This window comes from Streptomyces sp. NPDC006798, from assembly GCF_040635975.1.
Taxonomy (GTDB): Bacteria; Actinomycetota; Actinomycetes; order Streptomycetales; family Streptomycetaceae; genus Streptomyces.
The window spans coordinates 165600-179827 of record NZ_JBEYIS010000007.1 but is presented as its reverse complement, the minus strand read 5'-3'; the positions used below and the strand labels follow the sequence as shown (position 1 = coordinate 179827).

Below are 14228 nucleotides of genomic sequence, written 5' to 3'. Positions count from 1 at the left end.
GGTTCTCGGGTGGTGCTCCGGCCGACACGGCCGGTGTACGGGGCCGGATGGTGCTGCCGTGGGGGGCGGCCCCGTCACCGGCCGGTCATCCGGCCGGGGTCAGCAGGGGCCCTGGTCCCGCCAGACGCCCCACTCACCGCCGGTACCGGGCTCGCTGCCCTGGTTCCACCACTGGGCCTTCCACTTGCGGCCGTTGTGGGCGACGAGGGAGTTGGTGTTGTAGACCTCCGTCGCGGTCCACGGGTTGCCGCAGGCCGGGGTGGGGGTGGGAGTCGGGGTCGGGGTGGGCGTCGGCGAGGGCCGGACGCTGGTACCGACCGCGGCGACGACGTCGTTGAGCAGCTTGGTCTGCTCGTCGAGGCCGATCAGGGAGTACATCATCGCCCCGCCGAGGCCCTTGCTCTTGGCGTAGGCCGCCCGGGCGTCGATGGCCCGCTTGTCGAGGCCGGTGAAGAACTCACCGTTCTTGTAGAAGTACGCGGCCTTGGCCTCGTCGTCCCAGAAGGTGGTCGCCGGGTTGTCGACGATGCCGCCGAGCTCCTTGTAGTTGGCGATACCGGCCGCCTGGCTCAGCGGCCGCGGCGCGCTGCCGCCGTTGGCGGACTGGGCGAGTCCGTTCTTGGTCCCGGCCGGGACGTTCTTCCAGCCGCGGTAGTACATCTCGTAGCCGAGGGTCAGCTTGTTGGCCGGGAAGCCGCCGGCGATGCCGTAGGCCGGGTTGCCGTCGATCCAGGCGCGGACCGCGTTGTCGACCGAGTACTTCTCGGTGCCCGGCGCGATCGGGTTGGTCGGGTCCGACGGCGGGGAGTACAGCGGCGACTGGTGGTACGTCGGGCCGTTGCCGTTCCAGGCGCCGTGCATGTCGTACGTCATGATGTTCGCGTAGTCGAGGTACGCGCCCACCTTGTCCGTCTCGATGTGCTTGATCTTGTCCTGGCCGGCCGGCATGGCGGCGGTCAGCAGGTACTTCTTCCCGCCGTTGGCCGCGCCGTAGGCGTCCAGCTGCTTGCGGAACTCGGCCAGCAGCAGGGTGAAGTTGGCCTTGTCCTCGGGACCGTAGTGGTTGCCCAGGTGGCCACCGCTGGAGCCGGGGTACTCCCAGTCGATGTCGATGCCGTCGAAGATCCCCGCCGCGGTGCCGGGGCCGCCGTAGCCGTCGGCCTTGGGCACGTCGCCGGTGATGTACTGCTTGATGCAGGAGGCGGCGAACTTCTTCCGGGAGGCGTCGGTCTTGGCCGCGTCGTGGAAGTACTTGGAGTACGTCCAGCCGCCCAGGGAGATGTTGATCTTCAGGTGGGGGTGCTTGGCCTTCAGCTTCTTGAACTGGTTGAAGACACCGGCGATGGGCTGGTCCCAGCGGTCCGCGACACCGTCGACGCTGTCGGCGGCCGAGAACGTCTTCTGGTAGTCGGCGTACGAGTCGCCCGCGCCGTCACCGGCGTTGGGGTTGTTGTCGTCACCGGCCGCCTTGTTGGCCTGGAAGCAGGTCAGCTCGGTCGGGTGGACGTTCCCGAACGAGTAGTTGATGATGTCCAGCTTGTCGGCGATGCCCCGGGTGTCGAGGTGCTTCGGGTAGAAGGCGTTGCCGTACACGCTCCACTGGTCGTAGTACGCGATCTTCACGCCCGGCTGGGTGGCGGCCGCGGCAGCCTTCTGGGGGGTCGCGGCATTGCCAGTCGCGGCGAAGCCGGCCATGACACCTGCGGCGAGTGCCGCGGTCGTCACAGCCGCGATCAAGGGTTTGCGGGAGCGCACGAAATGCCTCCGGAGTGGGGGGAACAAGGGGTGCGGGCCCGCTGGTCGGCGTAACGCGGGCCGGAGAAAGAGATAGCGATTCGGCCAGCACCTCGTCAATGGTCTCGACCAACCTTCGACCAAAGAAGGACTAGACCAATTCTCAGGCAAAAGCCCTCGTCAGAGGGGGTTTGATGAGAAGGATGAAAGTTTTCTCACCGCAACTGACGAGGGCTTTAAGTGCGAGATAAGGAAGGTTTAAGGGTTGGGCGATCCTGGCGAATCGGACAGTTCAGGGATGAACCATCGGAAAGAAATCACCGGTGGTCCCGGCGCCGGGAGCGGCCCCTCCCGGCCGTCTCAGCCGGTCACCGGCAGACCGTAGGCGTCCGCGACGAGTTCGTACGAGCGCAGCCGCGCGGCCCCGCTGTGGACGTTCGAGGTGAGCATCAGCTCATCGGCGCCGGTCCGGCCGCGCAGCTCGTCCAGGCCCGTCCGGACCGCGTCCGGGGTGCCGTGGACGATGGTCGCCAGCCAGTCGTCCACGAACTCCCTCTCCACCGCGGTGAAGGCGTACGACTCCGCCTCCTCGGGGGTCGGGATCAGCCCCGGCCGCCCGGTCCGCAGCCGCAGCATCGACAGGGCGCCGGTGAGCACCTGGCGGCGGGCCTCCCGCTCGTCGTCGGCGGCGAGGGCGGCCACCCCGATCAGCGCGTACGGCGCGTCGAGCAGCGCCGAGGGGCGGAACGACGACCGGTACAGCTCCAGCGCCGGGACCGTGTTCCGGGCCGAGAAGTGATGGGCGAAGGCGAAGGGCAGCCCCAGCGCGCCCGCGAGCCGGGCGCTGAAGCCGGAGGAGCCCAGCAGCCAGACCGGCGGCCGGGCCGCCGGACCCTGGACGGGTCCCGGCACGGCATGGATCCGGGCGTACGGATGGCCGTCGGGGAAGTCGTCGTCCAGGAACCGGGTCAACTCCGCGAGCTGCTGGGGGAAGTCCTCCGCCCCCTCCCCCGCCCGCGCGGTCCGGCGCAGGGCGGCGGCGGTCGCGCCGTCGGTACCCGGGGCGCGGCCGAGTCCGAGGTCGATCCGGCCCGGTGCCAGCGCCTCCAGCGTGCCGAACTGCTCGGCGATCACCAGCGGGGCGTGGTTGGGGAGCATCACCCCGCCGGAGCCCAGCCGGATCCGCTCGGTGTGCGCGGCGAGATGGGCGAGGATCACGGCCGGCGAGGAGGAGGCGACGCCGGGCATGGAGTGGTGTTCGGCCACCCAGTGGCGGTGGTAGCCCCGGCTCTCGGCGAGCCGGGCGATGGCGACACTGGTCCGCAGGGCGTCGGCGGCGGTGCGGCCCGCTCCGACGGTGACCAGGTCGAGCACGGACAGCGGTACGCCCGCCGAGCCGTGCGCCGCGCCTCTGACCGGGTGGTTCCCGTGGTGTCCTGCGTCGCCCGGGGTGTCCTGCCTCGCGTCGTCCAACGGTTCTGCCCTTCATGCGGGGGGGGCGGAGCAAGCTATCGCAGGTGATCAACAGGAGGACCCCTCCGATTGTTCCCGATCCAATGGCTTGTTCCCGATCCCCGATTCCCCGGCCCGGGCCCGCCGGAGTCCGGCGACCGGAGCCGGGGCGGCGGGACCGGTCGCGTACCGCGCCGCACGACGAGTCGCGTACCCCCGCATGATGATCCGACCGGGTCATCACGCGAGCGATCCGCATATCCGGGTACGGTCCGGGTAGCCGCGCGGGCATGGCCCGACGACGACACCCTCAGGAACACCATCCGTCACACCAGTCACCCATAGACCGCGCGCCACGACAACCCCGCGAACCGGGGGACGGCCCCGTGGCCGGGAAGAGACGCGGTGTGGGCCGCCGGTCCCTGCTGGCCGGTGCCGCCGCCCTCGGCTCGCTGGCCGCCGTGGGCGGCGCCTCCGCGTGCAGCCGGGTGGCCACGGCGGATGCCGGGGACGGCGGCAGCCTGCTGGAGCAGCTCCGGGCGAAGGGCACCGTACGGCTGGGGATCGCCGGTGAGCAGCCGTACGGCTACATCGGCCGGAACGGCGAGATGACCGGCTCGGCCCCGGCGATCGCCCGGCGGATCTTCCGTGAGCTGGGGGTCGAGGAGGTCCAGCCCTTCCCCACCGAGTTCGGCTCCCTGATCACCGGGCTCAACGCGCTCCAGTTCGATGTGGTCGGCGCCGGGATGTTCATCACCCCCGCCCGCTGCGACCAGGTCCTCTTCTCCGACCCCGAGTACCAGATGCTCACCGGCTTCCTGGTCGCCAAGGGCAATCCGAAGAAGCTGCGGACCTTCGCGGACGTCGCCGGGTCCGGCGCCCGGTTCGCCACCGGGGTGGGGTACGCGGAGATCGACTACGCGAAGGAGGCGGGGGTGAAGAAGATCGTCACCCTCCCCGACCAGCTCGCCGGGCTGCTCGCGGTCGAACAGGGCCGGGTGGACGTCTTCGCCGGGACCGCCGTCGCGGTCCGCAATGTCGCGAAGGGCAGCCGCCGGGCCGAGATCACGCCCGAGGTCACCCCGTACCGCGACGGCAAGCCGGTGGTCGATGTCGGCGGCTTCGCCTTCCGCACCCCCGAGACCCGGCTGCGGGACGCCTTCAACCGCGAGCTGCACAAGCTCAGGCGCAGCGGTGAGCTGCTGGAGCTGATGCGGCCCTTCGGCTTCCGCGAGACGGAGATGACGACGGTGAAGGCGCGGGAGAGGTGTACGGCATGAGCGACATCACCCCGGGGCTGTGGGAGCTGCTGCTCGAAGGCGTCTGGATCACCGTTCAGCTCACCGTCCTCAGCGCCGCGCTGGCGGTGGTCGTGGCCTTCGTCGTCGGCCCGGCCCGTACCCACCGCCGGTGGATCGTCCGGTTCCTGTCCGGGACCTATGTGGAGATCTTCCGGGGTACGTCGGCGCTGATCCTGATGTTCTGGATCTTCTTCGTGCTGCCGATGGGCTTCGGCTGGCAACTGGTGCCGCTGTGGGCGGCGGTGCTGTCGCTGGGACTGACGTACGGGGCGTACGGCGCCGAGGTCGTCCGGGGCGCGCTGGCGGCGGTGCCGCCGGGGCAGCGGGAGGCGGGGGTGGCCCTCGGCTTCACCCCGGCGCAGCAACTGCGGAAGGTCGTCGTACCGCAGGCATGGCCGGAAATGATCCCCCCGTTCGGCAATCTCCTGGTCGAACTGCTCAAGGGGACGGCCCTGGTTTCGGTGATGGGCGTCGGGGACATCGCGTTCGGCGCGGCCCTGGTCCGCAACGCGACCGGGGAGAGCGCGCCGGTGTACACGGTGGTCCTGCTCATGTATTTCGTGCTGGCGTTCTCGCTCACCCGGGGGATGCGGGTACTGGAGCGACGGGCCAAGGCGGGCCTGGGCCGCGAGGTCGAACCGTCGTTCACGGAGCGGGTACGGGCCCGCTACCGGGGCGGGCCGGCGGCCGGTAACCGCCCCTCGGCAGAGACGGATTCCGGCCCGGGGCCGGACGGTACGAAGGCGCCCGCCGGTGCGGCGGCGGCCGGGGGTGAGCGCTGATGCGATGGGACTGGTCCGCGGTCGGGGACTTCATGCCCCGCTTCTGGGACGGCCTCCTGGTCACCCTCCAGGCCCTGGGTCTGGGCGCGCTGCTGGCCTTCGCGCTCGGCCTGGTCTGGGCGCTGGCGCTGCGCTCGCCGTACAAGGCGGTGCGCTGGCCGGTGGCGGCGGTGACGGAGTTCGTCCGCAACACCCCGCTGCTGGTGCAGCTGTTCTTCCTCTACTACGTGCTGCCGGAGTGGGGTCTCACGCTCTCCGCCCTGGTGACCGGGGTCGTCGGTCTCGGACTGCACTACTCGACGTATACCGCCGAGGTCTACCGGGCCGGGATCGACGGGGTCCCGGCGGGCCAGTGGGAGGCGGCCACGGCGCTCGGCCTGTCCCGGGTCCGCACCTGGCGTGCGGTGATCCTGCCGCAGGCGGTGCGCCGGGTCGTCCCGGCGCTCGGCAACTACGTCATCGCGATGCTGAAGGACACTCCGATGATCTTTGTGATCGGAGTGATGGACATGCTCGGCCAGGCCCGTCAGTTCGCCGCCGAGACCTTCCTGACCGTGGAGGCGTTCACGGTCGTCGGCATCGCCTTCATCCTCCTGTCCTATCCGGCATCCCTGCTGCTGCGAGCCCTGGAGCGTCGTCTTGTCCGCTGACCATCTGCTCAACAAGCCCTCCGAACCCACTGATCCCGGCGGCCCTTCGGGTCCCGCCGGCGCGTCCGCCGCGCCGGGTCCCGCGGCCGGGGACGAAGCGCCGGTGACCGATCTGATCACCTTCGACAAGGTCACCAAGCGGTTCGGGGACCGTACGGTCCTCGACTCCCTCGATCTCTCGGTCCACCCCGGCAAGCACGTCACCCTCATCGGCCCGTCCGGCTCGGGCAAGACCACGATCCTGCGGCTGCTGATGACCCTGGTGAAGCCCGAGGAGGGCACGATCACCGTCGGCGGGCGGCGGCTCTGGCCCGCGAACGAGAAGGAGCTGCGGGAGGTCCGCAAGGACATCGGCATGGTCTTCCAGCAGTTCAATCTGTTCCCTCATATGAAGGTGCTGCGGAACATCACCGAGGCGCCCGTCCACGTCCTGGGCCTCTCCAAGGACGAGGCCGAGGAGCGCGGCCGGGAGCTGCTGGAGCTGGTGGGTCTCGGCGACTACACCGACAGCTACCCCAGCCGGCTCTCCGGCGGCCAGCAGCAGCGGGTGGCCATCGCCCGGGCGCTGGCGATGCGGCCCAAGGTGCTGCTGCTGGACGAGGTGACGTCGGCGCTCGACCCCGAGCTGGTGACCGGGGTGCTGGACCTGCTCCGGGACATCGCCACGACGACCGATGTGACCATGGTCTGCGTCACCCACGAGATGGCCTTCGCCCGGGACGTGTCGGACTGCGTGATGATGTTCGACGAGGGCCGGATCCTGGAGTACGGCCCGCCGGAGAAGATCTTCTCCGACCCGGAGCACGAACGGACCCGGGAGTTCCTGAGCGCGATCCTCTGAGCCGCGGGCGATGCTCCGAGCCGTACGCGGTGCCCGGCGGGCGGGGATCGGCGTCCGGGGCCGCCCGCCGCGGTGTCCGGGGGCTTGCGGGAGGCCGGTTCCCCGGACCCTCCCGGGGGTCCCCGGGCGCCGCGGAGGTGTACTCGCCCGCCCGGGGGTACCCGGGAACGCCCGCGCGAATCGTGGGCGCTCCCCCGGCCCGGATCATGCCTCTGGCATATGCCAATCACAAGAACCGCAGCTTAGGGGGGTGACAACGCCCGGCATTCCGGCCAACAGCCGTGCTTCTGATGGTTATTGACCGCTATCGTGGTAATGGAAGCTTGCGGTGACGACCTGCTGAGGGGGAGACCGTGGCGCTCAGGCCCGAGCCGACTGTGTCATTCCAGTCGGTGCAGTACGTGCTGCGCGTACTCGAAACCGTCTCCCGGCACGGTGGTGGTGTCACGGACCAGCGGATCGCCCGGGAGACCGGACTGCCGACCGCGCATCTCGGGCCGATGCTCGACATGCTCCGCCGCGAGGGATATCTGGAGCGGCTGGCCGACGACGGCGCCTATGTCATAGGCGACTCCCTCGTCCTGCTGGGCTCGGGCCAGGCCCGGGAGCGCGCCGTCGAGGAGAAGGTCCAGCACGCCCTCTCCCTGCTGCGGGACACGGTCGGCGCCGCGGTGTACGTCAGCCGCTATATCGACGGCGAGGTCCGGATCACCCAGTACGCGGACGGTCCCCATACCCCGAAGGTCAACGAGTACGTGGACTTCCGGTTCGCGGCGCACGCCAGCGCCGTCGGCAAGTGCCTGCTCACCCAGCTCGACCCGAACGGCCGACGCGACCATCTCTCCCGGCACAAGATCACCCGCTTCACCTCCAGAACGATCACCAGTGAGCGGCTGCTCTTCTCCAAGCTGGACAGCCAGCCGCCGACCGTCCCCGTACTCGATCTCCAGGAGTACGCGGTGGGCACGGTCTGCGCCGCCGTACCGCTGACGGCGGGCTCGGCCGTGGGCTGTCTCGCCCTGTCGATGCCGGTGGAGCACGCGCACCGGCTGCGCGCGGCGGCCGACACGCTGAACCGCAGCGCCGCCCCGATGGCGCTCTCCCTCACGCTCTGAACCGGGGGCGGGGCCTACGGGGTCCGGGCCCCGGCCGTCGGCAGCCGTGGCGGCCGGGGCGCCGGCGGCCCTGGCGGTGACACCGGCCCTGGCAGTGGCCCCGGCCCTGGCGGTGGTCGGGAGCATCCCCGGGGACCGGGTAGTATTTTTCTCGTCAGGCGCCGCTAGCTCAGTTGGTTAGAGCAGCTGACTCTTAATCAGCGGGTCCGGGGTTCGAGTCCCTGGCGGCGCACAGATGATCACCCGAGGCGTTCCGGTTCCGACCGGGACGCCTCGGGTGTTTTCCGTTCCCCGGACGGCCCTCCCGGCCCGCGGGGAGCCGGCCGGGGGCGCGCGCCCGGCCGTCCCGGCCGGTTTGCGGGGCGCCGGGGGCCGGGTTCTGCTGGAGGGGTGGTCGCCCGCCGGCCCGCTCGTCCCGTACCCGATCCCCGAGACTGAGGTGAGGACGATGACCGCCGACGAGAACATGCAGCTGATGCAGAGCCTCGACGACGCGTGGAACGCCCAGGACTGGGACGCCTTCGACGCCCGGCACACCCCGGACACGGTCGTGTACTGGCCGGGACAGCCCGAGCCGACCAGGGGACGGCACGACCACCGGGCGGAGGCGGTCGAGTTCTTCGCCACCTTCCCCGACAACCACATCGCGAACCGGCCGTACAAGGTCCTGCTCGGCCGGGGCGACTGGACCTGCTCGGTGGCCCGTTTCACGGGTACGATGACCGGCCCGATGAAGGGCCCCGGCGGGGAGATCCCACCCACCGGGCGGGCCTTCGCCGTGGACTTCTGCACGGTGGCGCACTGGGCGGACGGCATGATCGTCGAGGAGAACCTCTTCTACGACCTGGTCGGTCTGATGCGGCAGATCGGGCTCAACGACTGACGGCTCACGGCTCGCGGCTCACGACCGACGGGTCCGGGCGGCCGGCCGGACCGCTCCGAATCAGGGGTACCCGGGACCGCCGGTTACCCCGAATGGCGGCACACGGCGACGGCGGCCCCGCGAGGGCCGCCGCGCCGGTCCGTTCCCGGTCGTCAGAACTGGACGTCCGAGCAGGAGTAGAACGCGTTCGGGGTGTCGTAGACGGTCCAGACCGCCACGATCACATGCTTGCCCGAGCGGGACGGCAGCGTCCCGGTGTGCGACAGGGTCTCCGGCGGCTGGACACCGCCGTAGGGAACCGTCAGGAAGGGCTGGGAGTCCAGGGACGCCCGGGTGACCTTCGAGTTGGGGTCCCAGCCCTGCTTGGTGATGAAGTACTTGAAGTCCGTGGCGCGGTGCCGGGCGGTGAAGCGCCAGCTGAACGTGAAGCTGCCCGAGTTGACCTTGGTGGCGGGCCAGGCGCCGCCGCGCGGGTCGTCGAGCTCCGAGAAGCGGCCGTTGCCACCGGCGCAGATCGCGCCGTCGGCGGGTCCCGCGGCCGGGAAGCCCTTGAGGCCCTCGACGCTCTGCGGCTCCCACTGGATGGAACCGCAGTTCTTCACCGTGCCGTTGGCACAGAGCTTCTGCCGGCTGATCGGGGATTCGGTGTAGCCGTGGCTGGTCGCGCTGCCGGTCGCGAAGACGGTGGCGCCCGTCATGAGCAGACCGATGGCGGCGGCTGTGGTCCGTTTGCGCATGCTTGCTCCCAGAAACGTGGGGGGGTTCGAGTGAGCCGTGCTGCACGCGTGCTGTGCTGTGGGGGGTTTGCCGAGCGGCCGTGCCGTGGGGGGCCCGTGGGGGGATTTTCCGCGAGAGGCGCTCCTTCTGCGCCACTTTTAGGTCTAGACCAACACCCAATGTATTGACCAGAGTTCGGCCTGTCCAGACCCTGAGACGCCTTGGCTTTCCGGGCCTGCGGCGGACCTCGCCACCGGATGCCATGCCCCGCATCCCGCTTTCCTTCATCACTTACGCGGACCGGGATCCGGCCATGGCGGATCCTTGTCGGCGGGGTCGGCGGAACTCACCGCTCCAGGGTCGCGGACCGGCCGGTGTAGAACGCCACGGTGAGGTCTTTGACGAGGGCCTTACGTTCGTAGTCGTCCAGCTCCACCAGACCGCGCGCGGTGAGCCGGGTGACGGTGTCGTCGACCGCGTCGACCACCGAGGTCAGTACGGAGTCCCGGCATCTGGCGTCGATCGCCGCGATCCGGCGGCGCTGGAGGGCGGCGGCGACCTCGGGGGCGTACTCGACCGCCGCCGGCCGGGCCGAGAAGACCTCGATCCCGGCGGGCGCGCACTCGGCCGCGAGCAGCTCCGTCAGCGCCGCGCCCAGGGCCTCGGCTCCGGCCGGGCCCTGCGGCAGGGCGTCCGCCGGGCAGCGGGAGAGGATCCGTACCGCCGCCGACTCCACCCGCTCGGCCAGATATCTCTCGTGGCGCTCGACCCCGAGGGCCGCGCGGGCGGTGTCCCGGACCCGCCACACCACCAGCACCACCACCCGCAGCTCGGTACCGTCCGCGTCGGCGGCGGGCAGCGGCAGGCTCCGCCAGTGCCGCAGCCGTACGTCGATCCGGCGGCGGCGCAGCAGCGGGTTCAGCCACATCAGCCCGGTCCGCCGGACCGTGCCCCGGTACTCGCCGAAGAGCGTGAGCACGAGCGCGTATCCCGCCCGGCCGCGGGCGACCCCGCCGAGGGTGAAGAGCGTGAGGACCACCCCGACCCCGATCAGCGCCCACAGCAGGGGGCCGATTCCGGCGTACGGGGCCGGGGGCAGCCCGAGGAGCCGGGTCGCCACCGCGGGGGTCACCCCGGTCCCCCACAGCACCACACCCGTACCGGCGACGGCGCACGCCCCCGCGAAGACCCCGGTCCAGCCGGGGAGTGCGGGGCCCGGGCGCTCGACCAGATCCGGATCGGCGGCCGGTGGCACCGGCCGGACGGGTCCGGGGCCGGGTCCGGGTCCGGGTCCGGGGGCTGTTCGTGGCTGCTCGCCGGTGCCCCGCCGCCGGGCGACGACGGCCGGGCGCGGGGTGATCGTACGACCGGATCCGCCGTCCCCCGGAAGGCCGGAATGACCGGGCCGACCGGGCCGGCCGCCGCGGCCGACGGGTCCGGCGCCGGGCTCCGTCGTCGGCGTCCCGCCCGGCAGAACGGCCGAAGGGCCGCCCGGCGGATCGTCGCGGAACAAGAGATGGACCGGGATCTCCGTGGTCGCGTCGTCGGCGACGGCCGGGATCCGCGCCACGGGACCCCCCGCCGCGTCAGGGGCCGCCGGGGTGGACGCCGGAGGTGCCGGCGAGGTGCCGCCCTCCGGCTCCGAGGTGGTGGTACTCATCGCGCTGCCGCCTCCGCTGCGGATATCGGGCGTGGATCGTGAGGGGTACGGCCGGGGCCGAGCCGGGCCGGGCTCAGGGGCCGGGCTCCCGGGGAGGCCGGAGTCAGGCCGGGCCGGTGAAGAGACGGCGCCAGGTCTCGGGCCCGGGATAGCCGTCCGCCTCGGTACCGCGCCAGCCCTGGGCCCGCTGGAACGCCTCGACATTGCGCCGGTCCGCCTCGCCCCAGACGGGCCCGGGGCCCCGGGTGTAGTGATGGCCGAAGCCCCGGGCGACGAGCCGCTCGCCGAGGAGGGTGACGTACGGACCCGAGGCCCCGGGCCGGAAGGCCCCGACACCCGGGAACGGCGGTACGGCGGTCACGGCACCGGACGTCGCGGCGGGGGTGGCCGCCGGGGCGGATTCCGGGACGGCCACCGGGGTCGTAGCGGCGGGCGCGGCGGGCGGGGCGGCCGTCGACGCGGATACCGGCGCGGGGATGTCCTTGCCCGCCCCGGTCACCAGCAGCTTCCAGGTCTCGGCGCCGGGAATGCCGTCGGCGTCGGTGCCGCGCCACCCCTGCGCCTGCTGGAACGCCTGGGTCGCCGCGCGGTCCGCCTCGCTCCAGCGGGGCCCGGGCCCCTCGGCGTAGAACCGCTCGCCGCCCCGCTCGACCAGCATCTCGCCGAGCCGGGTCACATGCTCGTTGTCCGCCCCGGGGCCGAAGAACCCGGCACCGGGAAAGGCGTCGGCCGGGGCCGGGCCCGGGGACGTCACCGGCGTGGTGGGCGCGGTCGGCGCGGTGGGGGTGCCGGGCACGGTCGGCGGGACGGGGATCGTCGGCGTAGTAGGCGCAGGGGGCTCGGCGGGTTCCGTGGCACCGGTGACGCCCTTGTAGCGGTAGGCGACGTACTTGGACGAGTTGTTCCAGTACGCCATGGGCGTGGTCTGGCGGCGGGTGGCGGGCTTGGTCTGCTCGTACGCCGTGTACTCGGCGTGCGTCTGATCGGTCCAGGCGCCGAAGATCGTGACATGCGACCCGGAGTGGGGATTGCTCGGATTGTGGAAGAGCAGGATGTCACCGGGCCGCAGCTCCTCCCGGGGGATCTCCGTACCGAACTGGGCCAGGCTGCCGGTCCACTCGTTGGTGGTCAGGCCCCAGACCATGGAGACATAGCCGGAGCAGTCCTGGCGGTAGCCGTCGGTCCAGTACTTGGACATGCTGTACGGGACCTTGGCCTTCACCCACTTCTCGGCCCGCTCGATGATCTCCGCCCGGGTCGTCGCGGGGATGACCGGCACGGCCGGGGTCCCGGCGGGTCCGGGCAGCGGACGGCCGTGGAGCGCGCCGGGTCCGCCCTGCTCGTTGTCGGGTTCGGCGGTCCCGGCGGTTGTGGGGGCGGCGGCCCCCGGCACGGGGTGGGGCAGCGCGCCCACGGGTACGGCGGCGCCGGCGCCGAGCACCGCGCCCGCCGCGGTGACCACCACGAGGGCGCGGCGGCAGCCGTGGGCGGCGGGGTGCTCCCCGGCGGCGAGCGCCCGGCGCCGGCCGGCGCATCCCGGGCAGTCGCAGTCGGAAGCGGGTTCGTACTCCTCGAAAACCGGCAGCGCCATCGGCTGGCCCCTCCGCGCGTGGCTGGATCGTGAGGTCCGGGGGTGGGTGGTTACGGGTGGAACTGGGTGCAGTTTGACCCATAAAAGGGACTAAACGACCATCCGACAGGCCGGGAACGATCAGATGGGCCGGATATTGGTTCGGAGCACCCCGGCGGATCCGGTAGAGTTTCCCCTGTCAGCAGGCGCCGCTAGCTCAGTTGGTTAGAGCAGCTGACTCTTAATCAGCGGGTCCGGGGTTCGAGTCCCTGGCGGCGCACGCACACCGAAGGTCCCTCGCCGATGGCGAGGGACCTTCGGGCATTTCCGGCCATCGATTCCGGGCAGACGTCCGGCCCGCCCGCCCCGGGCCCGGCCGCGTACCCGACTTCCGGGCGAGACGCTCCAGGCCGTGTCGTCACCATGGCGCCGTCCGCCCGCAGGGCGGGGCCTCCGGGCGGACGGCGCTACTTTCCGGACACGCCCTAGGCCGAGCGGTCGCCCCCGCCTACAGTGGCAGGGCAGGCCCTTCCGCCACGGGTCCGGGCCCCGCGGCCTCCTTCGTACCGGCTGTTCCGTTCGGCTCCGCCCGCCCCTCGGATTCCGCGGTTCCCCGTGTCATGTCACGACCACCCCCTCCTCCCGCTCCGGTGCCGGGCTTCTCCCGCAGCCCGTGCCCCCGCGGTCGAGGACCGGCCCGGTGGGTGGTGCGGGTGAGACGGTCACCCGCCGGGCCCGGTCGTACCGCGTCATGACCCGACGGACCGTGTTACGACCCGACGGGCCGCGGCGGGATCGCCCACGCGCCGAGCCGGCCTCAGCGGCTGTCGGTCCGGCGGCGGCGATGCGCGCCCCGGACCGCGACGACGACCGCCGCCACTCCCGCCAGCACCAGCCCGACCACGGTATGCGCGGTGCCGGGGCCGGTGTCCTCGGCGGCGGGCTCCTCGGCGGCCGTACCGATCCCCGTACCGGCGCCCGCGCCGGTACCCGCGCCGCCCTGGCCCGTACCCCTGGCCTCGACGGCGGGGGCGGGGTCCGGGGCGGCCCTCGGGGTCAGCAGGGAGGGTGCCATCGGGGCGGCGGCCGGGATCCCGACCGCACCGGAATCGGCGGAGTCGGCGGACCTGGCGGTGCCGGTCACGGCGTCCGCACCCGCCCCGCCCGCATCCGCCGCATCGCCCGCATCTCTCACATTTCCCGCCTCGCCGGACTCGTACACCCCGGCCGTCTCGCGCGCGGAACCGGCGGCGGGCTCCGCGGGGGCGAGGACCAGGGCGGTCGGCGCCGCGGCGAGTACGGCGGCCACTCCGGCCGCACGGAGCGCGATCGCTGCTGCACGCATGGTGACACCTCCTGCTGTGCCACAGCGTCACGCCTGTCGCGCCTCATCGCATCCCCGGCGCCGGGCGTGTCCCCGGGCACCGGCTCTGACGTGGCACGACGCGAAAGGCGGCCGAGGTGTTCGGGTGACCCGCGAGCCCGCTCACCCGGCCCGGTCGGCCCGGTCGGCCCAGTCGGCC

At 72.1% G+C, this 14228-nt stretch carries 12 protein-coding genes and 2 tRNA genes; 8 read left to right on the top strand and 6 right to left on the bottom strand.

The genetic code is table 11. The features are described from left to right. Positions 1-99 precede the first annotated feature (99 nt). On the bottom strand, positions 100-1755 hold the full coding sequence (locus ABZ714_RS07115) for a glycosyl hydrolase family 18 protein (protein WP_358824119.1): 1656 nt from the start codon (positions 1753-1755) through the stop codon (positions 100-102). A 339-nt stretch (positions 1756-2094) separates the two neighbouring features. Next, positions 2095-3207 (bottom strand): LLM class flavin-dependent oxidoreductase, encoded by a 1113-nt coding sequence (locus tag ABZ714_RS07110; RefSeq protein WP_358824118.1) that lies wholly within the window; start codon positions 3205-3207, stop codon positions 2095-2097. A 467-nt stretch (positions 3208-3674) separates the two neighbouring features. Between ABZ714_RS07110 and ehuB the strand changes: the two genes are divergently transcribed. From ehuB to ABZ714_RS07075, 7 genes are all read left to right on the top strand, one after another. Further along, positions 3675-4466 carry an ectoine/hydroxyectoine ABC transporter substrate-binding protein EhuB gene (gene ehuB, locus ABZ714_RS07105; protein WP_358824158.1) on the top strand — a complete coding sequence of 264 codons (792 nt, stop codon included), beginning with the start codon at positions 3675-3677 and terminating at the stop codon, positions 4464-4466. Beyond that, complete coding sequence (ehuC, locus tag ABZ714_RS07100) at positions 4463-5269, top strand: ectoine/hydroxyectoine ABC transporter permease subunit EhuC (protein WP_358824117.1); 807 nt, start codon at positions 4463-4465, stop codon at positions 5267-5269. The genes ehuB and ehuC overlap by 4 nt, the downstream gene beginning before the upstream one ends. After that, positions 5269-5919: an ectoine/hydroxyectoine ABC transporter permease subunit EhuD gene (gene ehuD, locus ABZ714_RS07095; protein ID WP_358824116.1), complete on the top strand. Its 651-nt coding sequence runs from the start codon at positions 5269-5271 to the stop codon at positions 5917-5919. Before ehuC ends, ehuD begins: the two co-directional genes overlap by 1 nt. Before the next feature lie 103 nt (positions 5920-6022). Further along, positions 6023-6760: an amino acid ABC transporter ATP-binding protein gene (locus ABZ714_RS07090; protein ID WP_358824157.1), complete on the top strand. Its 738-nt coding sequence runs from the start codon at positions 6023-6025 to the stop codon at positions 6758-6760. 353 nt (positions 6761-7113) lie between these two features. Beyond that, the gene (locus ABZ714_RS07085) at positions 7114-7875 is read left to right on the top strand and encodes an IclR family transcriptional regulator C-terminal domain-containing protein (protein WP_358824115.1); all 762 of its coding nucleotides are present in this window, start codon (positions 7114-7116) and stop codon (positions 7873-7875) included. 158 nt (positions 7876-8033) lie between these two features. Beyond that, positions 8034-8107, top strand: a tRNA-Lys gene (locus tag ABZ714_RS07080). A 216-nt stretch (positions 8108-8323) separates the two neighbouring features. Continuing rightward, the gene (locus ABZ714_RS07075) at positions 8324-8758 is read left to right on the top strand and encodes an ester cyclase (RefSeq protein WP_358824114.1); all 435 of its coding nucleotides are present in this window, start codon (positions 8324-8326) and stop codon (positions 8756-8758) included. 152 nt (positions 8759-8910) lie between these two features. On the opposite strand, the gene ABZ714_RS07070 is transcribed toward ABZ714_RS07075, so the two are convergent. The 3 genes from ABZ714_RS07070 to ABZ714_RS07060 form a co-directional block, all read right to left on the bottom strand. Further along, positions 8911-9495, bottom strand: a complete 585-nt coding sequence (locus ABZ714_RS07070) for a lytic polysaccharide monooxygenase (protein ID WP_358824113.1) — start codon at positions 9493-9495, stop codon at positions 8911-8913. Positions 9496-9821: 326 nt separating this feature from the next. Beyond that, a complete protein-coding gene (locus ABZ714_RS07065) occupies positions 9822-11135 on the bottom strand; it encodes an SPFH domain-containing protein (RefSeq protein ID WP_358824112.1) in 1314 nt (437 codons plus the stop codon). Between the two features lie 103 nt (positions 11136-11238). Continuing rightward, positions 11239-12726, bottom strand: a complete 1488-nt coding sequence (locus tag ABZ714_RS07060) for a peptidoglycan-binding protein (protein WP_358824111.1) — start codon at positions 12724-12726, stop codon at positions 11239-11241. 185 nt (positions 12727-12911) lie between these two features. Here ABZ714_RS07060 and ABZ714_RS07055 point away from each other — a divergent pair. Beyond that, positions 12912-12985, top strand: a tRNA-Lys gene (locus tag ABZ714_RS07055). 537 nt (positions 12986-13522) lie between these two features. Here the strand turns inward: ABZ714_RS07055 and ABZ714_RS07050 are convergent. Continuing rightward, positions 13523-14050 carry a hypothetical protein gene (locus tag ABZ714_RS07050; RefSeq protein WP_358824110.1) on the bottom strand — a complete coding sequence of 176 codons (528 nt, stop codon included), beginning with the start codon at positions 14048-14050 and terminating at the stop codon, positions 13523-13525. Positions 14051-14228: the final 178 nt, after the last annotated feature.